The organism is Vibrio sp. T9 (assembly GCF_003123985.1).
Lineage (GTDB): Bacteria > Pseudomonadota > Gammaproteobacteria > Enterobacterales > Vibrionaceae > Vibrio > Vibrio diabolicus.
Genome location: NZ_NIGY01000002.1, coordinates 471108 through 494995 on the forward strand (window position 1 = coordinate 471108; position 23888 = coordinate 494995).

Sequence of the window (23888 nt, forward strand, 5' to 3'; positions counted from 1 at the left end):
AAACGATTTTATATTAAGGTGAATTTCATGAGCGTATTACGCCGACTAACTCTGCTGACTTTACCATTTTTTGTTACCGCTTGTGGTGCAGAAGAAAGTCAGGCTAAAACGGACACTCCTGCACAGCAAGTGGCACCAGCTGCGCAAAGCAGTTTTGATGAAGCAGCATTAAAAACTAAGTTCTCAAAGCTTGGTTTATCTATCGTTGATATTCAGCCATCAGAAGTTGCTGGTTTATTGGAAATCCAAACTAATGGCGGGATCTTGTTTGCTTCAAATGATGGTAGCCATTTTATCGCTGGTACGCTTTATGCCATCAATGACGATGGTAGTTACAAAGATGTCATTGCAGAGCGCCAAGCGCCGCTTAATGCGGAGAAAATCGCGCAGTTCTCCGATAGCATGATTGAATACAAAGCAGACGATGAAAAATATGCTGTGACGGTATTTACTGATATCACTTGTGGTTACTGTGTGCGTCTGCACAGCCAAATGCAAGGCTATAACGATCTAGGCATTACAGTGCGCTACATGGCTTACCCTCGCCAAGGTGCTACTGGCCCAGTGGCAGAACAAATGGCGACGATTTGGTGTGCTGAAGATCCAAAGTCGGCAATGCACAATGCGAAAGTGAATCGTACGTTTGATAACCCTGCGAAAGACTTAAAACAGTGTAAAGAAACCATTCAATCACATTACAATTTAGGTCGCCAATTGGGAATTTCTGGTACGCCAGCGATCTTCTTACCGAATGGCGAAATGGTTGGCGGTTACCTACCACCTGCAGAGCTATTGAAACGTTTAAAGCAACAATAATCCTTTAGGAGCAGAGCCGGCAAAGTCGCCGGCTCTTTTCAAGCATGATAGAAATTCAACGACGTCCTGAACCTGATCTTTCCCTTCTTCCTGATTCCATTCCTCCGATTCTAAAACGTATCTACATCAACCGTGGGATTACGGATCCTGCGCAACTAGAAACGTCAGCTCGTGGTTTGCATTCTTACCAAAAACTCGGGGGGATTGAGCAAGCTGTCGAGCTTTTGTTTCAGGCAATAAAAGAACAAAAACGCATCATCGTTGTCGGTGATTTTGACGCTGATGGTGCGACGAGCTCTGCATTGTCGGTGCTCGCGCTGCGTATGCTTGGTAGTCACAATGTGGACTACCTAGTACCGAATCGTTTTGAAGACGGTTATGGGTTAAGCCCAGAAGTCGTTGACCAAGCATTAGAGCTTGGCGCTGAGATGATCATGACGGTAGATAACGGTGTGTCATCAATCGAAGGCGTGCGTTACGCAAAAGAAAACGGTATTACCGTGCTCGTTACCGACCACCATTTACCGGGACAAGTGTTGCCTGATGTGGATGCAATGGTGAACCCAAACCTTGAGAGCTGTCATTTTCCGTCTAAAGCGCTCGCTGGTGTCGGGGTCGCGTTTTATCTCATGATGGCACTATGCGTTCATATGCGAAAACACAATTGGTTTGCTGAGCAGGGCATGCAAGAGCCTAAGTTGATGGAACTGATTGACCTTGTTGCACTCGGCACTGTAGCTGACGTTGTCCCACTGGATGAAAACAACCGCATTCTTGTGCACCAAGGCCTGCAGCGTATTCGTGCGGGCAAAGCGCGCCCTGGCATTCAAGCATTGATTGAGGTCGCGAAGCGCGATGCGCGTCGTTTGGTGGCGTCCGATTTTGGTTTTGCTTTAGGTCCTCGTATCAATGCTGCAGGTCGCCTTGATGATATGTCATTTGGTGTTGAACTGTTGATGTGTAACAACATTCACGCCGCTCGTCGTATGGCAAGTGAACTGGATGGTTTGAACCAAACTCGTAAAGAGATTGAAGAAGGCATGAAGCAAGAAGCGATGGCTTTCTGCGAGCGTCTCCAGTTTGGTGAAGGCAGTGAGCTTCCTTACGGATTAGCCTTGTTCCAACGTGATTGGCACCAAGGTGTGATTGGTATTTTGGCTTCGCGCATCAAAGAGAAGTTTCACCGTCCAGTCATCGCATTTGCTGATGGCGGAGAAGGGACAATTAAGGGCTCGTGTCGTTCTATTCCGGGGTTACACATGCGTGATGCGTTGGATTTCATCGACACGCAAAACCCAGGTTTGATCATAAAATTTGGTGGTCACGCGATGGCGGCAGGCTTAACAATTAAAGAGCAGGATTTCGAACGTTTCAGCCGTTTATTTGATGAAGTGGTAAAAAAGGAACTCGATGAAGCGGCGCTAAAAGGCGTGATCATGTCAGATGGTGAACTTAAGCCTGAAGAATTCTCTATGCATGTCGCTGAACAGCTACGGTCTGGTGGCCCTTTTGGACAAGCCTTCCCTGAACCAATCTTTGATGGTGAGTTTAAAGTGTTGCATCAAAAGCTGGTGGGTGAGAAGCATCTTAAATTAATGTTAGAGCCGCTTTACAAAGGTCATCCTACCAATGTGATGATCGATGGCATTGCATTTAATGTCGATTTGCGTCGCTGGCCGGATGCATCAGTTAAAACGGTACGTTTAGCTTACAAATTGGATGTGAATGAATTTCGTGGGAATCAATCACTGCAATTGATGATCGATCATATCGAAGCTAAGTAATATCTAGATTAACCTTTCTTATAGAGTACGGTTGCCCCTAAGAGGGTGTAAAATTTTATGACCGTGCTCTCTCTAACCGCAATCTGATTTCTCATCCGAAATTTTCCTGTATCTCGGTCACATTTTTCAGTAGAATTTCTCGGTTAAATTCTATTCTAAAATGTTGAGTAAACATGTTTGAAATCAATCCAATTAAAAACCGTCTGCAGGACGTGTCTCAGCGCACAAATGTCCTGAGGGGGTATCTTTGACTATGACGCGAAGAAAGAGCGTCTAGAAGAAGTCAACGCAGAGCTTGAACAACCCGATGTATGGAACGAACCTGAACGTGCACAAGCACTGGGTAAAGAGCGTGCATCGCTAGAAGCGGTTGTTGAAACTATTGATCAACTAGAGCAAGGTGTAGAAGACGTAGAAGGTCTTCTTGAGCTGGCTGTAGAAGAAGAAGATCAAGAAACATTTGACGAAATTGAACCAGAACTTGCTGAGTTGGAAGAGAAGCTAGAAAAGCTTGAATTCCGTCGTATGTTCTCGGGCGACCATGATAGTTCAGATTGCTACATCGATTTGCAAGCTGGCTCTGGTGGTACGGAAGCACAAGACTGGACCAACATGCTGCTGCGTATGTACCTACGCTGGGCAGAGGCGAAGGGCTTCAAAGCTGAAGTGATTGAAGTTTCTGAAGGTGAAGTCGCGGGTCTTAAGTCGGCAACAGTTCGCATCTCTGGTGAGTATGCGTACGGTTGGTTGCGCACTGAAACGGGCGTTCATCGTCTTGTTCGTAAATCTCCGTTCGATTCAGGCGGCCGTCGCCATACGTCATTTGCGTCTGCGTTCATCTATCCAGAGATTGATGAAAACATCGACATCGACATTAATCCTTCTGACCTACGCATCGACGTTTACCGTGCGTCAGGCGCAGGTGGTCAGCACGTCAACACCACAGAATCTGCGGTACGTATTACGCACGTACCAACGAACACTGTGGTTCAGTGTCAGAATGACCGTTCTCAACATAAGAACAAAGATCAGGCAATGAAACAGCTTCGAGCGAAGCTATTTGAGCTTGAATTGCAAAAGCAAAACGCGGAAAAACAAGCTAATGAAGACGCTAAGTCTGACATTGGCTGGGGTAGCCAGATCCGTTCTTACGTATTGGATGACTCACGTATTAAGGACCTCCGTACGGGCATTGAAAACCGTAATACTCAAGCGGTTCTTGATGGCGATCTGGACAAATTTATTGAAGCTAGCCTGAAATCAGGCCTATAAAGCTTTTCACCGACAAAAACAGGATACATCGAAAATGACTGATGCTGTTCAAAACGAAACTGTACTAGAAGAAAATAAGCTGATTGCTGAACGCCGCGCTAAACTGGATGAAATCCGAAAGAGCTGCAAAGCAAACGGCCACCCAAACGACTTCCGTCGTGACGCACTAGCGGGCGACCTTCAAAAAGAGTTCGGTGAAAAGACGAAGGAAGAGCTAGAAGAGCTTAACCACGTGGTTGCAATTGCTGGCCGTATTATGGCTAAGCGTGGTCCATTCCTAGTAATTCAAGAAACATCTGGCCGTATCCAAGCTTACGCTGCTAAAGACGTACAAAAAGAGCTAAAAGAGAAATACCAAGGTCTTGATATCGGTGACATCATCGGTGTTAAAGGTGCGCTGCACAAATCTGGTAAGGGTGACCTATACGTGAACATGGAAGAATACGAGTTGCTAACTAAAGCACTTCGTCCACTTCCTGAGAAGTTCCACGGTCTTACTGACCAAGAAATGCGTTACCGTCAGCGTTACGTTGATCTGATTGTGAACGAAGATTCACGTAAAGCATTTATTGTACGTTCTAAAGTGATGTCTGCAATTCGTAACTTCATGATCTCAAAACAGTTCATGGAAGTAGAAACGCCGATGATGCACGTGATCCCTGGTGGTGCAAGTGCACGCCCATTCATTACGCATCACAACGCGCTAGACATGCCAATGTACCTACGTATTGCACCTGAGCTATACCTGAAGCGTCTAGTGGTTGGTGGCTTTGATCGCGTATTCGAAATTAACCGTAACTTCCGTAACGAAGGTCTTTCTCCACGTCATAACCCAGAATTCACTATGATGGAATTCTACATGGCGTACGCGGATTACAAAGATCTGATGGACTTTACTGAAGAACTACTAAGCTCGGTAGCGCAAGAAGTTCTAGGTTCAACATCAATGCCTTACGGTGATGAAACGGTTGAATTTGGTGGCACTTACACTCGTATGAGCATGTTTGAAGCAATCAAGCAGTACAACCCAGATCACGCGCAAATCCAAGCGCTAACCGAAGAAGATCTACAAAACCGTGAACTGATGGTTTCTATCGCGAAATCAGTACATGTTGAAGTAGAAGACTTCTGGACATGTGGTCAGCTTCTAGAAGAAATCTTCGGTGAAACAGCAGAACCTAAGCTAATGCAGCCAACGTTCATCACTGGCTACCCAGCGGACATCTCTCCACTGGCTCGCCGTAGCGATGACAACCCGTTCTTTACAGACCGCTTTGAATTTTTCATCGGCGGTCGTGAAGTAGCGAATGGCTTCTCAGAGCTTAACGATGCAGAAGATCAAGACGCGCGCTTTAAAGCACAGGTTGAAGCTAAAGAGTCTGGTGACGACGAAGCCATGTTCTACGATGCAGATTACATCACTGCACTAGAGCACGGCCTACCACCAACGGCAGGCCAAGGTATCGGTATCGACCGTCTGGTTATGCTACTGACTAACACGCACACTATCCGTGACGTGATCCTATTCCCAGCAATGCGCCCACAAGCGTAATTTGGCAGGATGATCAAAAAAACCACCTTCGGGTGGTTTTTTTATGCCTTTTAGTTAAATAAGTTCAAGTTGTTGCATTTGCTTTTTAATAGGATATGCAAATAAACATTCGCCAAATCTCAATCTATTGCATAGTCTTAATACTGAGACAGACGTGGGGGCGCGGAGTCTCGATAATGTTACCCGTTCGCAAAGATAGGTTTGTGGCGCAAAATTTCTATTAACAATGAAAAAGGGTTAGAGAATGGCTGGGCAGTTTAAGATGGATTCCATCCCGGGATCGCTTGTGGTAGTTGGCGGTACTTATGAGCCTTGGTTATCAGTACTTGAGCAAGTGGGCTGGAAGTGTCACCAAGTGGGTGACTTACGCAAAGCTAATACGTTGTTAGAGGATATTGGTCCATGTATCGGTATTGTCGATCTCAGCCATGACGAATTCAGCTTGAACGGTTTGGCGAACTTAGTCAGTTCTCACAAACACGTGCGTTGGTTAGCATTTATTCGTGAATCTCAGCTTGGCACTGACACCATATGCCAGTTCATTGTTAACTTTTGTATCGACTTTTTCACTGCGCCAATCCCGGATGCCCAGCTTTTAAGCACGATTGGTCACCAGCTTGGTATGCTCAAGTTGGAGAAAAAAGTTTGGCCTAGTTTTGGTAGCAGCTTAGACATGGGGCTGATCGGTGAATCTATCCCGATGAAGCGTTTACGCGATCAAGTAAAGCGAATCGGTCCGACGGACGTCAGTATTCTGATTTCTGGGGAAAGTGGTACAGGTAAAGAAGCGGTTGCTCGCGCTATCCACAAAGTCTCTTCACGTTCTCATAAACCGTTTATGGCAATTAACTGTCGCGCGCTCAATGAGCAACGTTTCCAGGCGGAAGTATTTGGTATTAACGCCGATGAAGATATGGAAGCATGCATGCTCGAACAAGCGGATGGCGGTACGGTGTTGTTTAATGACATTCTTACCATCTCAAAAGAGCAACAAATGAATCTGCTGAGATTCTTGCAAGAAGGCACCATTGATACCAAAGATGGTGTAAAAGCGGTCAACGTGCGTATCCTTGCGGCTAACTCGTCAGATGTAGAAAAAGCCTTGATTGACGGAGATTTTAATGAAGAGCTTTATCACTACATTAACGTATTACGCATTAATGTCCCGAGCTTAAAAGAGCGCGCGAGCGATATTTCTTTGTTAGCGCGCTACTACTTACAAGAGTTTTCTAAAGAGTATAACTCGCAAGCAAAAAGCTTTTCTGAGGATGCACTCAAGGCACTGACACGTTATTTCTGGCCAGGTAACGTACGTGAGTTGATGAACCAAGTGAAACGAGCGGTTCTGATGTCTGACAGCGTAATGATTGAAGAGCATCACCTAGATTTGCCTCAGCGTAATGACTCAAAGCGTAGTTTGAAATCGATTCGTGAGAAGAGTGAGCGTGACGCGTTACTGGTTGTTTTGGAATCTCATTCTGGTCAAGTTTCGAATGCGGCGAAAGAGCTTGGTGTTTCACGCGCGACGATGTATCGACTACTGAACAAACATAATTTGATTTCTGATCAAGCCATGTAAATTTGTTCTTTCTGAAGTTAAATTGGTGAATGAATATCAGTGAAGGAGCGGCTACAAAGCCGCTCTTTTTGTTTTGTATTCAGTTTGATTTATAAAATCCGTAATTTCATATATTCCCTAGGTGAATATGTTATATAGAAAAGTATATGAAACTGAGTTGCGGTGTATTGATTTGTTTTTAATCAAAAAGACAAAAAATGTTTGATATATATTCATCAAAGCTTACAATTTAACCGTAACTCAATGAGTTATACCTTTCATAAACGGATTAATTTTTAGCTAGGAGGCGCAAGATGAAACATTACGTTGTTAACACCACTGCTTGCGCTGATCGTATGCCTATCGCTCCGATGACTCTTAAGTCGGATGATACCAATACCACTGGCTCACAAGATAAAAATTAATCCGTAACCTATTTTATTACTAGGCTGCGGAAAAGTAGCGGCTTAGTATCAACAGAACACCTCTGTTCATTTTACGCACTATTTTTCCCAGTCGAATACATCGATAATCGGAGAAAATATTATGCGTCACTCTATTTACCTACAACTGGCAACTTTGCTATTGAAAGCAGACCTTAAACGCGAAGAAAAGCAATGGCAGCGAACCATACGTCGCACTGCTCATGATGTTCCATGGACGAATGTTCATTTATTGAGAGATATTGGTTTAGATAGCGATGGTCGTTCCACACGCGCCAATGTTCCGGATGCAGTAAAAGTTGAACGTCGAGTTCGTCACCTTCGTCGAGTTTTAACGTCGCGAATAATGACGTAATCGTTAGCGTGTTGGACTGACTGAGTTGCTATCAAGTCATTCAACACGCTTAACGTGCGATATGAAGTCATACTTCATTTGATAAACAGCTGACCTTGAAGGTCAGCTGTTTTCGTTTGAGGGGAGCTTTACTGTTAAGGGCAAGGATTCGAGTAGGTTGTACCAATTGCTTGAATCTCAGTAAGGAGCTCATCGCTTAGTTTTAGATCGATACTGTCGATGTTGGCTTTTAATTGGTCAAGGTTGGTCGCGCCGATAATATTAGATGCTACAAATGGGCGCTGATTGACAAATGCGAGTGCCATTTGTGCAGGATCCAAACCATGCTCTTGAGCTAAATTGACGTAAGCTTCGGTCGCTTTAACACCTTGTGGAGTGAAGTAGCGCGCAAAACGCTCCCACTTCGTGCATCGAGCGCCTTCAGGTTTTGCCCCGTTTAGGTATTTACCACTCAGGCAGCCAAATGCCAAAGGAGAGTAGGCCAGTAGCTGGACACCTTCATAGTGGCTGATTTCAGACAAGCCAACTTCGAAGCTGCGGTTCAATAAGTTATATGGGTTTTGAATGGAGACAATTCTTGGCAAATCGTGTTTCTCTGCCAAACGCAGTAGCGACATCACACCCCACGGCGTCTCGTTTGATACGCCGATATAGCGCACTTTACCTGCATTCACTAATTCTGTAAGCGCTTCCAACGTTTCAATTAACGTGACTTCTTCTTGTTTGTCAGGGTATGGGTAGTTGAGTTGACCAAAGCAGTTAGTTTGACGTTGAGGCCAATGTAACTGGTATAAATCGACATAATCCGTTTGTAGGCGGTTAAGGCTGTCATCAATTGCTGTATGGATGTGGCGACGATTAAGGCTCATGTTGTCTCGGATGTGAGGGACGCCGCGAGGGCCAGCCACTTTTGTTGCCAGCACAACTTTTTCACGTTTGCCGCTCTTTGCTAACCAATTACCGATGTATTGCTCGGTGAGTCCTTGCGTTTCCGCTTTGGGAGGTACAGGGTACATCTCTGCGGTATCAATGAAATTCACCCCATGATCAAGGGCAAAGTCGAGCTGTTCAAAGGCGTCCTTTTCTGTATTTTGCTCGCCAAACGTCATGGTTCCGAGGCAGATTTTACTGATCTCAAGTGATGAGTGCGGTAGTTTTGTGTATTGCATATCACGTCCTTGAAGAGTTACCGACTAAATAAGTGATTCCAATATAGGGGATTTTTAACCGCTATCGCAAATGATTTACGTATAAAGGAAGACCAAACTCGAAAGCTATACATAGCCTAACTACACTTAAATGATCGTGTGAAGGAGGTACGTTATGCAGAAGCATCAATTGGACATGTGGTTACACGGTCCCCATAAAGATACTTATAAAACTCCCAAAGTATTTGTGATTGGGTGTTCTGATGTCTCTGACTATTTGCTAGCAGTGGAGTACAAGCATCAACTTGAGCCAATTAAAGACGGTGAAGATCCGATACATTTCGGTTCGCTAGATTTGGTGAAAGAAGAGCTGCTGAGGTTAGGGGTAGATAAAGCGTACTTAAGGCTGCACAATGCGTATGACGAATGTGGCACTGAAGAGGCAGCCTCGTACTGTGATATCGAGTTATCGCTCGTGACGCACTAAATGGCGGAAACAACATTACTCAGATTGCGTGTTGATGTAGTGCTTGAGTAAGATCTGTTCAGTAAACTGTGTTCTGAGGTAAAAACCTCGGGGCAGAGTTTTTATCGGCTTGCCATTTGAGCTGTATGCTTCGGTGAGTGCTTTTGCATTCGCGGCTTTAGGGCGAAGATGCAGCGCTTCTCCTTGTCTGGCGGAAATTTGATCAAATTTCCCCAAGACGATCATCTCCATTAGCTCTTCCCAGTCGTTTCGTAAAATACGCTCTTCTTCGTCGTCTGGTGACCAAATCAGTGGGCTACCAACACGTCTTTCTGCAAGTGGAATTTCTCGTTCCCCTTCCACTGGTACCCAAAGCACACGAGATAACTTGTTTCGAACATGACTTGTTTCCCATGTAAGACCATGAACACCAGTGAGGGGAGCCACAGAAACAAAGGTTGTTTCTAAAGGTTTGCCAGAGTAACTGATCGGAATACTTTTCAACTCGATCCCTAGTTTTGCGAAATCTTGTTGAGGTTTACTGCCAGCCGGAGCGCCCAAGTGCCATTCGAGTAATTGACCCACCCAACCTTTATCACGTTTTAAGTTTTCAGGAACAATCATATTCGCCTCGGCGGCCAGCTCTGCAAAGCTAAGTCCTGCCATATCATGAGCGCGTTCCAATAGCTCTGCTTCTGTTTGTGGTTCTGGTTTCATAGTCACAAGGTGGTATTACAAAACATATAGTTTATCAAACTCCGGCCAAATCTACTGTTTAAGATTTCACCGAGGCGGTGTAAGAACGATCAATTCATAACTTATCCACAGGTGAAGGAGGTATTGATAAGATCCTGACGGGGTCTGTATGAATAAACAGGGGTTAAAATGCATTTTTGGGGTTGATTTTGTTGTAATCATCTAAACGAATAGCAGGTGAGTGTGGATAAATAGCCTGTTGGTGGATCTTTGACCGATCTGAGCTTGGTGAAAAGATCATCAAGAAACTGAAGATCGATTTATCGTTGTTTTTTAATATAAGGTTTTATTTATCAACTGTTTATGTTTATTTTGTTTTTTCTTTATTTGTTTTTCTTGTTGTAGGGGGGAACTGAATTGCTCATTTGAATTGAATTCTTCACAAAGTTATTCACAGAAAAGGTGAATAAATGTGGGCAATGTCTCACTCTTGTGTTGATAAGGTATGATTTGATTAAAAGATATCCAAATATGGTGAAAAGGTAATAAATCTTGCTCATATCACATCAGTAAGTTTGCTAGTAATGGGGATATGTGGAAAAATCACGGTAATAAAAAATTTATTCATAGAGGTTAGCCAGTGATAGATGGCGATGGTTACCGACTTAATGTTGGTATTGTGATATGTAATAACCATGGTCAGGTCTTCTGGGCTAAACGATACGGGCAACACTCATGGCAATTTCCACAAGGTGGAATTGACGAAGGTGAAACTCCAGAACAAGCCATGTTCAGGGAGTTATATGAAGAAGTCGGTTTAACGAAAAAAGACGTTAAGATCATTGCAACAAGTCGTCATTGGTTAAGATATAAGCTACCAAAACGATTGGTGCGTTGGGACTCCAAGCCTGTTTGTATCGGCCAAAAACAGAAATGGTTTCTGCTGAGATTAGAATGCGATGAATCTCGTATTAATATGCAACGCGGAAAATCCCCTGAATTTGATGGTTGGCGCTGGGTGAGTTACTGGTATCCAGTTAGGCAAGTTGTTTCTTTCAAGCGAGATGTTTATCGACGAGCGATGAAAGAGTTTGCATCCTTAGCCATGCCTTTTCGAGAGAGAAAAGCGAAAGGGAAAAGAAAAAAGCAACGTAGAGGATAATCATGCTCAGTCAGCTAAGGGAAATAGTTGAGAAAGTCTCCAGGGTCGATGATGTGCATCTGGCACTCGATATATTGGTGAAAGAGACTTGTGCTGCCCTTCGCACTGAGTGCTGTACTATCTATCTTGCTAATGAAGAAATGCAGCGCCTTGAGTTAATGGCAACTCAAGGCCTTATTTTTGAAGGTGATAGTATTCATATCAACTTCAATGAAGGCTTGGTTGGGTTGGTTAAACGAAGCGCAGAGCCACTCAACCTTGCCGAAGCCTCAAAACATCCCGAGTTTAAATTCTTCCCTCAACTCGGCGAACAGATTTACCACTCCTTTTTAGCCACTCCAATCATTCATCGAAAACAAGTTTTAGGTGTGTTGGTGATCCAGCAAAAAACACCGCGCTTGTTCAGTGAAATGGAAGAGTCGTTTCTTGTCACGTTGTCCGCTCAGCTAGCAGTGCTTATTGCGCATGCGCAGAATCTTGGGCATTGGCAGTTGGCATCTAAACCCACGGTATTAAAAGGTTTGCCTGCATCTACTGGTGTCGCGATTGGAGAGTTTTGGTTCGACAATACCCAGCCGAGTTTATCGGATGTTTTCCCTTCGTCCACGTTAGATAAAGAACGTGAGCACGAGACATTGCTGGTGGCGATAGAGCGAGCGTTAAATGACTTTCGCCGTATGCGGAAAAAGCTGGACAGTGAAATCAACAAAGATGCGCTGGCGATCTTCGATCTGTTTACTCACTTACTGAATGATCCGATGCTTCGCGGTGATTTGAAGAAGCAGATTGAAAAAGGAGACAGGGCCGATTGGGCGTTACGCCAAGTGGTAGAATCATACTCGAATCGATTTGCCAGAATGTCGGATGTCTACATGCGCGAGAGAGCGCAAGACATCCGAGAGTTAGGGCAAAGGCTGCTCTATTTTCTGCACAACAGTGAGCAAGAAAATTCTGCAATTGATCGCCCCATTATTTTGGTGGCGAATGAACTCACTGCCACCTTGCTCGCGTCTGTACCTAAAGAATTTTTGTTAGCCGTCGTGTCACTAGAAGGTGGCGCGAACTCTCATGCGGCTATTTTGTCTCGCGCACTTGGAGTTCCCGCTGTCATGGGCGCCAACATTAACCCGGATGTGGTGAATGGCAAACTCGGGATAGTCGACGGCTATACGGGTGAGATCTTCTTAGAGCCAAACCGCCAGTTGTTGCGAGAGTATCGCAGCTTAGTAAGTGAAGAGTCTGAATTGTTTGCCATGGTAAACAAGGACCTCGCACTCCCTGCGGTTACGCAAGATAATCACCATATCGAAATTATGCTGAATGCGGGACTCAGTGCAGACAGCAATATTGCCATCAATACAGGTGTTGATGGAGTTGGGTTGTATCGAACTGAGATTGCATTTTTACTTCAGCATCACTTTCCGTCGGAAGATGAGCAGTATCATCAATACCAAGCAATACTTAACAGCTATCCGAATCAACGAGTGGTGATGCGTACTTTGGATATTGGTGGTGATAAACCTTTGCCGTATTTGCCCATCGAAGAAGATAATCCGTTTCTAGGCTGGCGTGGCATTCGTTTTACATTGGATCATCCAGACATTTTCTTGATCCAGCTGCGTGCAATGTTAAGAGCGAGTGCAGAAAGCGGAAACTTAAGTATCTTATTGCCAATGGTGTCTGGGGTAAAAGAGCTAGACGATGCCATTAGCTTGATTAATCAAGCTCACAGCGAAGCCGTGTTGCTTGATGATAGAATTCAGTTCCCACAAGTTGGGGTCATGATCGAAGTGCCATCAATGGTGTATTTATTGCCAACGATTGCTCACCGTGTTGATTTTGTTTCTGTCGGGACAAACGATTTAACCCAGTATTTATTAGCAGTTGATAGGAACAATTCGCGCGTCGCGGATGTCTATGAATCTATGCATCCTGCGGTACTGTTAGCGCTTAAGCAAATCCATGACGTGTGCGATAAGTATCAGGTGCCAGTGTGTATTTGTGGTGAGTTAGCTGGCGACCCATTTGGCGCTCTTCTCTTACTTGGGTTAGGGTATACCAGTTTGAGTATGAACACCTCCAACGTGGCTAAGGTGAAATATTTGATTCGTCATAGCCAACAAGAAGAATTAGAAAAATTAGCGGAGCAAGCAATGACAAAGTCCTACGGGGAGGACATTCATCAAATGATGCATGACTTCTTCATCCAACAGGGTTTTGCGGGCTTTATCCGTGCAGGTAAAAAGTAGGAAATCGTGACCGTCTCTTTATTTTTGTTATTGTTGGCGCTAGGCGCTTTTGTGGGTGTGATGGCGGGGTTACTCGGTATCGGTGGTGGTTTGATAGTTGTTCCTGCCTTGTTGTATTTGCTTCCTCTTGCTGGAATCTCTCCAGAAATGAGTATGCACATGGCCCTAGCCACTTCGTTAGCGAGTATTATTGTTACGTCAGGTTCATCGGCGATGAATCACCTTAAGCTCGGCAATGTCGATATGTTCGTCGTAAAATGGTTGATGCCAGGTGTGGTTATTGGTGGTTTTGTCGGTGCCAATATTGCTGAGTGGATCCCTACGCACTACTTGCCGAAAGTATTTGGTGTGATTGTACTTTGCCTGTCAGTACAAATGTTCCGTTCCATTAAAGTTACGAGCAGTAAACCTATGCCGAGCAGCCCGGTGACCGTTGCGTATGGCACGGGGATTGGCGTCGTATCAAGCCTTGCTGGTATTGGTGGCGGTTCACTATCGGTCCCATTTTTAAATAAACACGGGATAGAAATGCGTAAAGCGGTAGGTTCATCTTCCGTTTGTGGTTGCGTGATTGCTATTTCTGGTATGATCGGTTTCATCTTACATGGTTATAAAGTAGAAGGCTTGCCTTCATACAGTATTGGCTATGTTTATCTTCCCGCTTTATTAGCAATTGCCATGGCCTCGATGCTCACAACAAAAGTGGGCGCAAAGCTGGCAACTAACCTTCCAACTGCGGTATTAAAAAAGATATTCGCGGTGTTCTTAATGTTTGTAGCAGCGACCATGCTGCTCTAAGTTTGTACCCAAGTCATTCTCGCTGAACCAAGCATCTAGAGGTTACTTGGGTATATTTATTTTGTTGTGATAAGAAGAGAATGATTTATGTCTCAGGGATATATTGAATTTCCCAATATTGATCCGGTTTTAATCTCTATTGGTCCTGTTTCGGTTCGTTGGTATGGTTTGATGTACCTTGTGGGCTTTATGTTCGCCCTATGGTTAGCGAACCGACGTGCGGATAAGCCGGGAAGTGGTTGGACACGAGAACAGGTTTCTGATTTGTTGTTCGCAGGCTTCCTTGGCGTGGTGATTGGTGGCCGTGTTGGCTACGTGCTTTTCTACAATTTTGAGCTTTTCCTGGCTGACCCTTTGTATCTGTTTAAAGTGTGGACCGGTGGTATGTCTTTCCACGGTGGCTTACTGGGTGTGATTACCGCGATGTTCTGGTATGCACACAAAAACGGGCGAACGTTCTTCGGCGTTGCCGACTTTATCGCGCCGCTTGTGCCATTTGGTTTGGGTATGGGGCGTTTAGGTAACTTCATGAACAGCGAATTGTGGGGCCGAGTAACGGATGTGCCTTGGGCGATCGTTTTCCCAAATGGTGGTCCACTGCCACGTCATCCATCGCAGCTTTATGAAATGGCGCTTGAAGGTATCGTACTTTTCTTCATCTTGAATTGGTTCATCAAGAAACCTCGTCCTCTAGGTTCTGTTTCAGGACTCTTTCTTGCGGGTTACGGAACCTTCCGTTTCCTAGTAGAATACGTGCGCGAACCAGACGCTCATTTGGGGTTATTCGGTGGCTTTATTTCCATGGGACAGATTTTATCCCTGCCAATGGTGGTTATCGGTGTCCTCATGATGGTTTGGGCATACAAACGTGGTCATTACAAAGACGAATTACCACAAAAGACGAAGTAAGGTATTGGTGTGAAACAGTATTTAGATTTGTGTCAACGCATCGTTGACCAAGGTGTTTGGGTTGAAAATGAGCGTACAGGCAAGCGCTGCCTGACCGTAATCAACGCGGATTTAACCTACGATGTTGCGAACAATCAATTTCCGTTGGTCACCACACGTAAAAGTTTTTGGAAAGCGGCCGTTGCAGAGCTACTAGGGTATATTCGTGGTTACGATAATGCGGAAGATTTTCGTAAGCTGGGCACGAAAACCTGGGATGCCAATGCCAACCTAAATGATGCTTGGTTAAATAATCCATATCGTAAGGGCGAAGACGACATGGGCCGTGTCTACGGTGTCCAAGGGCGCGCATGGGCGAAGCCTGATGGCGGGCATGTTGACCAATTACGCAAGATAGTGGATGACTTAACGCGTAGTGTTGATGATCGCGGTGAAATCTTGAACTTCTACAACCCGGGTGAATTCCACATGGGGTGCTTGCGTCCTTGCATGTATAGCCACCATTTTTCATTGCTGGATGATATGCTTTACCTGAACAGTACTCAGCGTTCGTGTGATGTACCGCTTGGCTTAAACTTCAATATGGTTCAAGTTTACGTATTCTTGGCGATCATGGCGCAAATCACGGGCAAGAAACCTGGTCAGGCATTTCATAAGATTGTGAATGCGCACATTTATGAAGATCAGCTTGAACTGATGCGTGATGTTCAGTTGAAACGTGAACCATTAAAAGCGCCGACGTTTCACATCAATCCAGAGATTAAATCTCTAGAAGATCTGGAAACATGGGTCACACTGGATGACTTTTGGGTTGAAGGGTATGAGCATCACGACCCTATTCGTTACCCATTCTCAGTGTAACCAGTATTGTTCTTCAAGATATGAAAAAAGCTCCAAATGGAGCTTTTTTGCTTTTTGTACTTTGAAGGTATTACTTGAGTGCACTGACAATATAGCGGTGAATAGGGTTGGTCTGCATCGGTGCAGACAGTGCCGGGCTAATAAACTTGGGTTGGGTGAATATTTGCTTGCTCACTAATGAGCGGATAAGCTCAAAATACTTCAGTTCTGTTTTTCCACATAGCAACAATGAAAAGTCATCGCCCAGTTTATCGTAGGCATTGAGCACCTCTCGGAACCCCCTTAGATACAAGTAATCCTTCGTTAAACCGCCTCCTCGATACACACGAGCAGTCGTTGTAAATGCTTGAAGGTCAGACGTTTTATACTGTTCTTTTAATAGCATGAACGTATGGCGGAAATCGCGATCCTTGATCATCGACTCTACCGCCAGGACTCGTAAGGCTAAGGTTCTTAGGCGTTTGATACTGAAATGTCCTGACAGATATTCACACAATATAGCCAGCCCTTCTTGGGTGTTTGTATTAGCTGGGCACCCTAAGCTCAGGACCTTTAGCGGTTGTTGACGACCGTTAAGCGTAGTAAGAAGGTGTACACCCATTTCATGATGTGCGAGAGCCTCTAACTCATCGGTCGTGATGTATGCTGCGTGGTTAATTTTGACTCGAGACCCCGAAACGAGTGCGTTTGCTAACATCCCATCCAACACCTGTATTTCACACTCATATCCATTACGTTGAGCAAAGTTTTGCATGAAGTGTGCTATCGCACGGCTATCATGCTGCGGTTTGCTCTCTTCTTCCGTGGGAAGGTGTAAAATGAAATGGGCGTTGGCAATATCTTTGGCGCTCGGCTCTCCGTAATAGCGCAAGGAGTTATAAAGAAACTCTTGTGTACCGATAGTATTCACTTGATCCAATTTATCTGCGTAAGACTGAATCACATCCGCGTACAGCTTTTGTAATTGGGTGTCTTGAATATTTTCTAAAGGCAGTTCATACAGACGTCGCTTTGCGCTGTGAGTATCTAGATTGGTAGTTGAGTATTGGAAGTTAGGCTCTTGAGAGTATTTGTTCTTAATAAAGCGCTCTCTTTCCTGAGCATAATTGAGAGGATTCACGCTACTGAGGATATCAATATCAGCAACCAGTTGAGTTAGGTTTTCGTCTATTGCGAGTAGCTGATCAGAAATAGTGCCATTAAGCTGCGTCATGTTGTCGACTCCAAATGAGGTAGCCCAGCATAAGTATGCTGGTATGGCTCAAATTATCACCAGACAACGAATTTGAACAGCGTCATTAACGCAAAAAAGGCCCCACAATGTGGAGCCTAAACAATAAGCGATGGTATGTAAGTTATTGTTATGTCGTTAGGGCTAAGATCGCGCCTGGTAAAATAACGAATACAGACATTAGGTAGCCACCGACAACAGCTTTGTTCTTGATAGCCATTTCAGAAATCATCTCAGCGCCTTTCACTGGAATTTCACGTAGGAACGGAATACCAAAGATAAACAGCGTTGCCATGATATTAAATACTAGGTGTACCAGAGCGATTTGAAGCGCGAATACCGCAAACTCACCCGATACGGCTGTTGCTGCTAGTAGCGCCGTAATACAAGTACCAATGTTTGCACCTAGCGTGAATGGGTAAATATCACGAACTTTAAGAACGCCTGTACCCACAAGTGGAACCATCAAGCTAGTTGTTGTTGATGAAGATTGTACCAACACAGTCACGATTGAACCCGATACAATACCGTGAATAGGGCCACGACCAATCGCGTTTTTCAAAATTTCACGTGCGCGGCCAACCATTAGGCTCTTCATTAGCTTACCCATTACCGTAATTGCAACGAAGATTGTCGCAATACCCAAAACGATAAGCATGATGCCACCAACAGTATCACCGAATGTTGAAAGTGGCTCTTTAATTGCACCCACAACTGGTTTTGTTATTGGCTTAATGAAGTTGAAGCCTTTAATGCTCATATCGCCAGTAGCAAGTAGTGGAGAAACAAGCCAATGAGAAACTTTCTCTAAAATGCCGAACATCATTTCCAACGGAAGGAAAATAGCAACAGCAAGTAAGTTGAAGAAGTCGTGAATAGTTGCGCTTGCAAATGCACGTTTGAACTCTTCTTTACAACGTACGTGACCAAGAGAAACAAGCGTATTAGTCACTGTGGTTCCAATATTGGCACCCATCACCATTGGAATCGCGGTTTCTACTGGTAAGCCACCTGCAACTAAACCTACAATAATAGACGTTACAGTGCTTGAGGACTGAATTAAGGCTGTTGCCACCAAGCCGATCATTAGACCTGCAACAGGGTGAGCGGCAAACTCAAATAGCACCTTAGCTTGATCGCCAGTTGCCCATTTGAAGCCACTACCAACCATAGATACTGCTAGAAGAAGCAGATACAACATGAATGCCAAGTTAGCCCAGCGTAACCAACGAGCAGTGCTCGAAATTGGCGCCACTGTTGAAGTAGCTTGGTTCATCATAATTTTCTCCGTTGACCTTTCAGTTCATTTTTCGGTCTGTAGTTGAAACTGCGGGCGATGTTAGAGAACAAATATTTCAGTAATATTACAGATTTCTTGCTGTGAGTAATTTTTATTGTTCTTTTTGATAGTGGTGTGAGTAGGGAAAAATGAAGGTTTTTAACCATTTGAATTTAATGAATAAAATTGACTTTTGTTTTGTGTGGTTTTTGCGTTTTCTTTAGAAAGAAAATGCGCCTCAGTTCAACTTTTATGACAGTGTTAATTTTATATATTCGGTAAAACTTATGTTTTTGTAATGTATTGTATGGTTTTGTCGAGTTTATTGTTTGTCTCTGTCACATTTGGTATAAAAAGCATCACTTTCTTTTCGGGACTTGATCATGTCACATCTAAACTACAACCATCTATATTATTTCTGGATGGTGTGCAAACAGGGCTCTGTAACTAAAGCGGCCGATGCGCTTTTCCTAACACCGCAAACCGTGACAGGGCAGATTAAAGCGCTTGAAGAACGCATGAAAGGAAAGTTAACCAAACGAAATGGTCGTACAGTTGAGCCAACTGAGTTAGGGCAACTTGTTTTTAAGTACGCCGACCGAATGTTTGGTTTGAGTTATGAGATGTTAGATATCGTCAATTACAGTCAGCACTCGAACATTCTGTTTGAAGTTGGCGTAGCCGATGCGTTATCTAAGCGCTTGGTCAGTAAAGTACTAATGACGACTGTCCCGGAAGATAACAGTATTCATTTACGCTGTTATGAGTCAACCCACGAATTGCTACTTGAACGACTGTCTCAGCACAAGCTGGATATGATCCTCTCGGATTGTCCCGTTGACTCAACTCAAAGCCCTGGCCTTTATAGCAAAAAGCTAGGTGAGAGCAGCATGAGCTTTTTCGCCTCTTCTGAAATTGAAAATGTGCGTTTCCCTGAGATTCTGGAACAGAAAAAGCTTTTGATTCCTGCAAGCCGAACAGCAATGGGGCGTAAGGTTATTCAGTGGTTTGATCGTCAAGGTCTTCAGCCTAATGTGTTGGGAGAATTTGATGATGTTGCGTTGATGAAGGCTTTCGCACGGTATCACGATGATGTGATTTTCTTAGCGCCGACCGTATATATGTCGGAGATTGAGGACGACCGAAATCTACAGCTAATTGGTCATGTCGATGGGTTAAAAGAAGAGTACTACGTGATTTTTGCGGAACGAATGATCCAACACCCAGCGGTAAAAAATGTTTGTGATGCTGATTTCAGTCAAATGTTTGAGTAAACCCGTATCGTTGCGCAAATAAATAGATTACTATCAATAAAAATATAATTCTAAATAATACCTAAGTAACTCAAGATACTTGTTTTAGTGAGCAAAACTATTAATTATTGATGGCGCATCAATTCTCCACTTTGGTGGATAATATTGGTGTATCACTAACAACTAAATTAGAGGTTCTAATAATGAAGACTCTGGAAGTGTATCTTGATTTTCTTAGATATATAAATCAGTGCAACACAACAAGCTGGCCAGGGTTGGAATAAGTAAGTTGTAGCTAGAGGTCCAACACATGAATCTACAAGAAATGGAGCAGAACTCCGCAAAAGCCGTCGTGTTGCTCAAAGCGATGGCAAACGAGAGACGCCTACAAATCCTTTGTATGCTGCATAACCAAGAGCTGTCCGTGGGAGAGCTGTGTGCAAAGTTAGAGCTAAGCCAGTCGGCATTATCTCAGCATCTTGCTTGGCTTCGCCGTGATGAGCTAGTCACGACAAGGAAAGAAGCACAAACCGTGTACTACACATTGAAGAGTGATGAAGTGAAAGCGTTAATAAAAACACTGCATAGTCTTTATTGTGCTGAAAGCGCTTAGCGTTAATTACATATACCTAATATATCGTTCATTTTAGGCTGTGAATCTAACTCGTTGGAATATTTGAGAGTGGCGTTAAACTTTTGATGGTAGAGTTGCTGCGCATCGACCAATTTGCTTTGTTCTCAAGTGTTTTATTGGTGCTTTCCAGTTTGAGCTTTATAAGGTAAATAAGCTGATGCCTTTGAATAGGCGTGCAGAAAAAAAAAGCTGGCATTGCCAGCTTTTTTATTAAGAAAATTTTGTAGATATAAAAAAACCGACACAAGGTCGGTTTTTTCTTCACTGTAAAATCAGGACTCTATTAAAGAGCTTTGATTTGTGCAGCGAAACGAGACTTATGGCGAGCTGCTTTATTCTTGTGAATAAGGCCTTTAGTTGCCATGCGGTCTAGGATAGGTGTAACTACAGCGAATGCAGCAGTTGCAGCTTCTTTGTCGCCTGCTTCGATAGCAGCAACAGTTTTCTTCATGTAAGTACGCATCATTGAGCGACGGCTAGCATTGTGCTGACGACGTTTCTCAGCTTGGATAGCGCGCTTCTTAGCAGATTTACTATTTGCCAAGGGTCTAACTCCCAAAAACTTAGTTCTGTGACAATTTAAGGGCGAGGAATATCCCTCATTTGCGCTTAAATGTCAAATGATTTGTGCAAAAACCGATCTAAGCCAAAACAAATTTTGGTAAGAGAGGTTATCGCGGTTAAGATGGCGGGGATTCTAACAGCATTTTTATACCAATGCTAATAATTATCCGCGAAAGGCACACTTATTCCTTACAACCCGCGGATAGATTTTTGACGTCTATTTACAGCACCTGTCAGAGAAACAGTATAGGGTTAGCTGTCTTATGGTGATATTCCGAGGTTACAGTGAGTAAACGACTACTCAAGTCTGGCATGATCGTCAGTGCTATGACATTTATTTCCCGCGTTCTTGGCCTAGTTCGTGATGTTGTAGTGGCAAATTTAATGGGGGCAGGAGCAAGCGCAGACGTCTTTTTCTTCGCCAATAAAATTCCTAATTTTTTACGACGTTTGTTTGCTGAAGGTGCTTTTTCCCAAGCGTTTGTACCTGTTTTAACGGAAAGCCATGCTCAAGGCGACATGGATAAAACTCGGGAGCTCATTGCTCGCGCGGCGGGTACGTTAGGGGTGATAGTCTCGATTGTTACCATTTTAGGTGTCCTAGGCTCCGGCGTGGTCACTGCTGTGTTTGGTTTTGGTTGGTTCCTTGACTGGATGCATGGTGGCCCGGCTGCAGCAAAGTTTGAGCTTGCTAGCGTGATGCTCAAAATCACCTTTCCCTATTTATGGTTCATTACCTTTGTCGCTCTATCGGGCGCTATCCTCAATACATTAGGTAAATTTGCTGTCTCCTCCTTTACCCCTGTTTTCCTCAATGTGATGATTATTTTGGCGGCGTGGTTTATCTCGCCGCAAATGGAAATGCCAGAAATAGGGCTTTCCATTGGTGTTTTCTTAGGTGGTTTGGTCCAGTTCTTATTCCAAATTCCCTTCCTTATTAAAGCAGGCGTCATGGTTAAGCCAAAATGGGGCTGGCGCGATCCGGGTGTAGTGAAAATCCGCACTTTGATGATCCCCGCTTTATTTGGTGTATCGGTCAGTCAGATTAACCTGTTGTTTGATACGTTCATCGCCAGTTTTTTGCAAACCGGTTCGATTAGCTGGCTATATTACTCAGACCGCTTATTGGAATTTCCTTTAGGTCTGTTTGGTATTGCGATTGCGACTGTGATTTTACCCGCGCTTTCACGTAAACACGTTGACGCACAAAGTGAAGGCTTCGCGCAAACCATGGATTGGGGGGTGCGCATGGTGATCTTGCTTGGCCTTCCTGCAATGCTTGGTCTGATGGTACTGGCAAAACCTATGCTGATGGTTCTGTTTATGCGAGGTGAATTTTCTCCTCAAGACGTACATCAAGCATCATTGTCGCTTTTTGCCTACGCTTCAGGTTTGTTGAACTTCATGCTGATTAAGGTGCTCGCGCCAGGTTATTACTCGCGTCAAGATACTAAAACGCCAGTAAAGTACGGCATCATTGCGATGGTGACCAACATGGTATTTAACGCAATTTTTGCGTACTTTTATGGTTACGTTGGTTTGGCTATCGCGACGGCACTTTCGGCGTTTGTGAATATGGCATTGCTGTATCGTGGTCTACATATCGCAGGGGTATACCAAATCACCAAACGAACCGTCTTCTTTATTATACGTTTGGTTATTGCAGGTGCGGCGATGGTGGCTGCGATCTTATGGCAATTGGAAGACATGTCAGTGTGGCTAGATTGGAGCTTTGCTCACCGCAGCGGTGTACTAGGAATGTTGATCGGTCTAGGAGCCGTGGTTTACCTAGTGGTTCTATTTTTAACTGGTGCACGCTTAAAAGACCTAAAAGCTGGGACAGACTAAGGGTGATTAGTATATAATCCGTCAGTTTCACACAGTGTAAAGTAAAAACAGAGGCAGAAAGCAGTATCCAATGGAACTGATTAGAGGCATTCACAATATCACCCCGCGACATCATGGTTGCGTGCTGACTATTGGCAATTTCGATGGTGTCCATAAAGGCCATCAACAAGTATTGCAGCAAGTGTCTGAGCAAGCGGACAGGCTATCATTGCCTTCTGTTGTGATGACCTTTGAACCTCAGCCGATGGAGCTGTTTGCCAAAGATAAGGCGCCTGCACGGTTGACGCGATTACGCGATAAGTTCGTGCAATTGAGTAAGCTCGATATTGATCGCTTGCTCTGCGTCAATTTCAATCGTCATTTTGCAAGTTTAACCGCGGAAGAGTTTATCCGTGACTTGTTGGTCGAGCGTTTGGGTGTTAAGTTTCTTGTCGTTGGTGATGATTTCTGCTTTGGCAAAGGCCGAACTGGCAACTTTGCAATGCTGCAGGAAGCAGGGGAAAAGTACGGTTTTGATGTCGTGAGTACCCAGAGCTTTTGTTTACAACAATTACGTGTCAGCAGTACGGCTATCCGTCAAGCGCTGGCGCGTGACGATTTGCATTCCGCGCAACAGATGCTGGGAAGAAACTACAGCATCAGCGGTCGTGTTTCTCACGGAAGAAAGCTGGGAAGAACGATAGGTTTTCCTACTGCGAATATTCCTTTGAAACGCTGTGTTTCTCCGGTCTCCGGAGTCTATGTTGTTCAAGCGCTTGGCTTAGGAAATAAGCCAATTGGTGGTGTCGCTAATATTGGTCAAAGACCGACTGTCAATGGCGTTCGCCAGCAGTTAGAAGTACACTTATTCGACTTTCATGCCAATTTATATGGCAAGCAACTAGAAGTGGAACTTTTGCATAAACTTCGAGATGAGCAAAAGTTTGAGTCGTTTGAAGCACTTAAACAACAAATCGAATTGGATGCTGAAGCAGCAAGGGTGTGGTTGCGTCAGCTTAAGCGTTGAGCGG

The 23888-nt window shown here is 44.3% G+C and carries 21 protein-coding genes; 16 read left to right on the top strand and 5 right to left on the bottom strand.

Translation table 11 applies throughout. The features are described 5' to 3' along the window. The first annotated feature begins 27 nt into the window (after positions 1-27). From dsbC to CBX98_RS06510, 6 genes are all read left to right on the top strand, one after another. The gene (dsbC, locus tag CBX98_RS06485) at positions 28-816 is read left to right on the top strand and encodes a bifunctional protein-disulfide isomerase/oxidoreductase DsbC (protein ID WP_012842135.1); all 789 of its coding nucleotides are present in this window, start codon (positions 28-30) and stop codon (positions 814-816) included. A gap of 44 nt (positions 817-860) precedes the next feature. Beyond that, the gene (gene recJ, locus CBX98_RS06490) at positions 861-2600 is read left to right on the top strand and encodes a single-stranded-DNA-specific exonuclease RecJ (protein ID WP_006742673.1); all 1740 of its coding nucleotides are present in this window, start codon (positions 861-863) and stop codon (positions 2598-2600) included. A gap of 173 nt (positions 2601-2773) precedes the next feature. Beyond that, a protein-coding gene (gene prfB, locus CBX98_RS06495) for a peptide chain release factor 2 (protein WP_100068604.1) occupies positions 2774-3872 on the top strand; the annotation gives its coding sequence in 2 pieces (ribosomal slippage) (positions 2774-2848 and positions 2850-3872; 1098 coding nt in all). 34 nt (positions 3873-3906) lie between these two features. Next, the gene (gene lysS / locus CBX98_RS06500) at positions 3907-5424 is read left to right on the top strand and encodes a lysine--tRNA ligase (RefSeq protein WP_005397328.1); all 1518 of its coding nucleotides are present in this window, start codon (positions 3907-3909) and stop codon (positions 5422-5424) included. Positions 5425-5668: 244 nt separating this feature from the next. Next, positions 5669-7003 (top strand): cyclic-di-GMP-binding transcriptional regulator VpsR, encoded by a 1335-nt coding sequence (vpsR, locus tag CBX98_RS06505; protein WP_046873964.1) that lies wholly within the window; start codon positions 5669-5671, stop codon positions 7001-7003. 525 nt (positions 7004-7528) lie between these two features. Continuing rightward, a complete protein-coding gene (locus CBX98_RS06510) occupies positions 7529-7780 on the top strand; it encodes a hypothetical protein (RefSeq protein ID WP_005397324.1) in 252 nt (83 codons plus the stop codon). Between the two features lie 134 nt (positions 7781-7914). On the opposite strand, the gene CBX98_RS06515 is transcribed toward CBX98_RS06510, so the two are convergent. Then, positions 7915-8949 carry an NADP(H)-dependent aldo-keto reductase gene (locus CBX98_RS06515; protein WP_109168799.1) on the bottom strand — a complete coding sequence of 345 codons (1035 nt, stop codon included), beginning with the start codon at positions 8947-8949 and terminating at the stop codon, positions 7915-7917. Positions 8950-9103: 154 nt separating this feature from the next. Between CBX98_RS06515 and CBX98_RS06520 the strand changes: the two genes are divergently transcribed. Beyond that, a complete protein-coding gene (locus tag CBX98_RS06520) occupies positions 9104-9415 on the top strand; it encodes a DUF6482 family protein (RefSeq protein WP_005397320.1) in 312 nt (103 codons plus the stop codon). 15 nt (positions 9416-9430) lie between these two features. On the opposite strand, the gene mutH is transcribed toward CBX98_RS06520, so the two are convergent. Beyond that, entirely contained in the window at positions 9431-10111 is a 681-nt protein-coding gene (mutH, locus tag CBX98_RS06525) for a DNA mismatch repair endonuclease MutH (RefSeq protein ID WP_109168800.1), read from the bottom strand. Positions 10112-10730: 619 nt separating this feature from the next. Between mutH and rppH the strand changes: the two genes are divergently transcribed. The 5 genes from rppH to CBX98_RS06555 all read left to right on the top strand — a co-directional run bounded on the left by rppH (position 10731) and on the right by CBX98_RS06555 (position 16069). Continuing rightward, positions 10731-11252, top strand: coding sequence for an RNA pyrophosphohydrolase (gene rppH, locus CBX98_RS06535; protein WP_005381953.1), 522 nt, complete (start codon positions 10731-10733; stop codon positions 11250-11252). 2 nt (positions 11253-11254) lie between these two features. Beyond that, entirely contained in the window at positions 11255-13501 is a 2247-nt protein-coding gene (ptsP, locus tag CBX98_RS06540; protein ID WP_047009107.1) for a phosphoenolpyruvate--protein phosphotransferase, read from the top strand. A gap of 6 nt (positions 13502-13507) precedes the next feature. Then, entirely contained in the window at positions 13508-14299 is a 792-nt protein-coding gene (locus CBX98_RS06545; protein WP_006743341.1) for a sulfite exporter TauE/SafE family protein, read from the top strand. Between the two features lie 87 nt (positions 14300-14386). Continuing rightward, positions 14387-15208 (top strand): prolipoprotein diacylglyceryl transferase, encoded by an 822-nt coding sequence (lgt, locus tag CBX98_RS06550; RefSeq protein WP_005381948.1) that lies wholly within the window; start codon positions 14387-14389, stop codon positions 15206-15208. Positions 15209-15217: 9 nt separating this feature from the next. Beyond that, complete coding sequence (locus CBX98_RS06555; RefSeq protein WP_109168801.1) at positions 15218-16069, top strand: thymidylate synthase; 852 nt, start codon at positions 15218-15220, stop codon at positions 16067-16069. A gap of 70 nt (positions 16070-16139) precedes the next feature. Here CBX98_RS06555 and CBX98_RS06560 read toward each other — a convergent pair whose 3' ends face one another. Continuing rightward, on the bottom strand, positions 16140-17282 hold the full coding sequence (locus CBX98_RS06560; RefSeq protein WP_109168802.1) for a flavohemoglobin expression-modulating QEGLA motif protein: 1143 nt from the start codon (positions 17280-17282) through the stop codon (positions 16140-16142). Between the two features lie 148 nt (positions 17283-17430). Continuing rightward, on the bottom strand, positions 17431-18576 hold the full coding sequence (locus CBX98_RS06565; RefSeq protein WP_031780616.1) for a Na/Pi symporter: 1146 nt from the start codon (positions 18574-18576) through the stop codon (positions 17431-17433). A gap of 386 nt (positions 18577-18962) precedes the next feature. On the opposite strand from CBX98_RS06565, the gene nhaR reads away from it, so the two are divergent. Together nhaR and CBX98_RS06575 are read left to right on the top strand one after the other, a co-directional pair. Further along, positions 18963-19853, top strand: a complete 891-nt coding sequence (nhaR, locus tag CBX98_RS06570; protein ID WP_005381942.1) for a transcriptional activator NhaR — start codon at positions 18963-18965, stop codon at positions 19851-19853. Positions 19854-20142: 289 nt separating this feature from the next. Continuing rightward, the gene (locus CBX98_RS06575) at positions 20143-20445 is read left to right on the top strand and encodes a metalloregulator ArsR/SmtB family transcription factor (RefSeq protein WP_005397309.1); all 303 of its coding nucleotides are present in this window, start codon (positions 20143-20145) and stop codon (positions 20443-20445) included. 304 nt (positions 20446-20749) lie between these two features. Here the strand turns inward: CBX98_RS06575 and rpsT are convergent, their stop codons facing one another. Next, positions 20750-21010, bottom strand: a complete 261-nt coding sequence (rpsT, locus tag CBX98_RS06580; protein WP_005381938.1) for a 30S ribosomal protein S20 — start codon at positions 21008-21010, stop codon at positions 20750-20752. 305 nt (positions 21011-21315) lie between these two features. On the opposite strand from rpsT, the gene murJ reads away from it, so the two are divergent. After that, the gene (gene murJ / locus CBX98_RS06585; RefSeq protein WP_046873949.1) at positions 21316-22878 is read left to right on the top strand and encodes a murein biosynthesis integral membrane protein MurJ; all 1563 of its coding nucleotides are present in this window, start codon (positions 21316-21318) and stop codon (positions 22876-22878) included. Positions 22879-22948: 70 nt separating this feature from the next. Further along, positions 22949-23884 (top strand): bifunctional riboflavin kinase/FAD synthetase, encoded by a 936-nt coding sequence (gene ribF, locus CBX98_RS06590; protein ID WP_046873948.1) that lies wholly within the window; start codon positions 22949-22951, stop codon positions 23882-23884. Positions 23885-23888 lie beyond the last annotated feature (4 nt).

Excerpts from the sequence above, each read along its gene's own strand:
- CBX98_RS06510 (WP_005397324.1), top strand. The coding sequence starts at position 7,529 with ATGCGTCACTCTATTTACCTACAACTGGCAACTTTGCTATTGAAAGCA.
- dsbC (WP_012842135.1), top strand. The coding sequence starts at position 28 with ATGAGCGTATTACGCCGACTAACTCTGCTGACTTTACCATTTTTTGTT.
- ptsP (WP_047009107.1), top strand. The coding sequence starts at position 11,255 with ATGCTCAGTCAGCTAAGGGAAATAGTTGAGAAAGTCTCCAGGGTCGAT.
- nhaR (WP_005381942.1), top strand. The coding sequence starts at position 18,963 with ATGTCACATCTAAACTACAACCATCTATATTATTTCTGGATGGTGTGC.
- CBX98_RS06575 (WP_005397309.1), top strand. The coding sequence starts at position 20,143 with ATGAATCTACAAGAAATGGAGCAGAACTCCGCAAAAGCCGTCGTGTTG.
- CBX98_RS06565 (WP_031780616.1), bottom strand. The coding sequence starts at position 18,576 with ATGAACCAAGCTACTTCAACAGTGGCGCCAATTTCGAGCACTGCTCGT.
- recJ (WP_006742673.1), top strand. The coding sequence starts at position 861 with ATGATAGAAATTCAACGACGTCCTGAACCTGATCTTTCCCTTCTTCCT.
- lgt (WP_005381948.1), top strand. The coding sequence starts at position 14,387 with ATGTCTCAGGGATATATTGAATTTCCCAATATTGATCCGGTTTTAATC.
- ribF (WP_046873948.1), top strand. The coding sequence starts at position 22,949 with ATGGAACTGATTAGAGGCATTCACAATATCACCCCGCGACATCATGGT.
- lysS (WP_005397328.1), top strand. The coding sequence starts at position 3,907 with ATGACTGATGCTGTTCAAAACGAAACTGTACTAGAAGAAAATAAGCTG.
- CBX98_RS06515 (WP_109168799.1), bottom strand. The coding sequence starts at position 8,949 with ATGCAATACACAAAACTACCGCACTCATCACTTGAGATCAGTAAAATC.
- CBX98_RS06560 (WP_109168802.1), bottom strand. The coding sequence starts at position 17,282 with ATGACGCAGCTTAATGGCACTATTTCTGATCAGCTACTCGCAATAGAC.
- mutH (WP_109168800.1), bottom strand. The coding sequence starts at position 10,111 with ATGAAACCAGAACCACAAACAGAAGCAGAGCTATTGGAACGCGCTCAT.
- CBX98_RS06520 (WP_005397320.1), top strand. The coding sequence starts at position 9,104 with ATGCAGAAGCATCAATTGGACATGTGGTTACACGGTCCCCATAAAGAT.
- vpsR (WP_046873964.1), top strand. The coding sequence starts at position 5,669 with ATGGCTGGGCAGTTTAAGATGGATTCCATCCCGGGATCGCTTGTGGTA.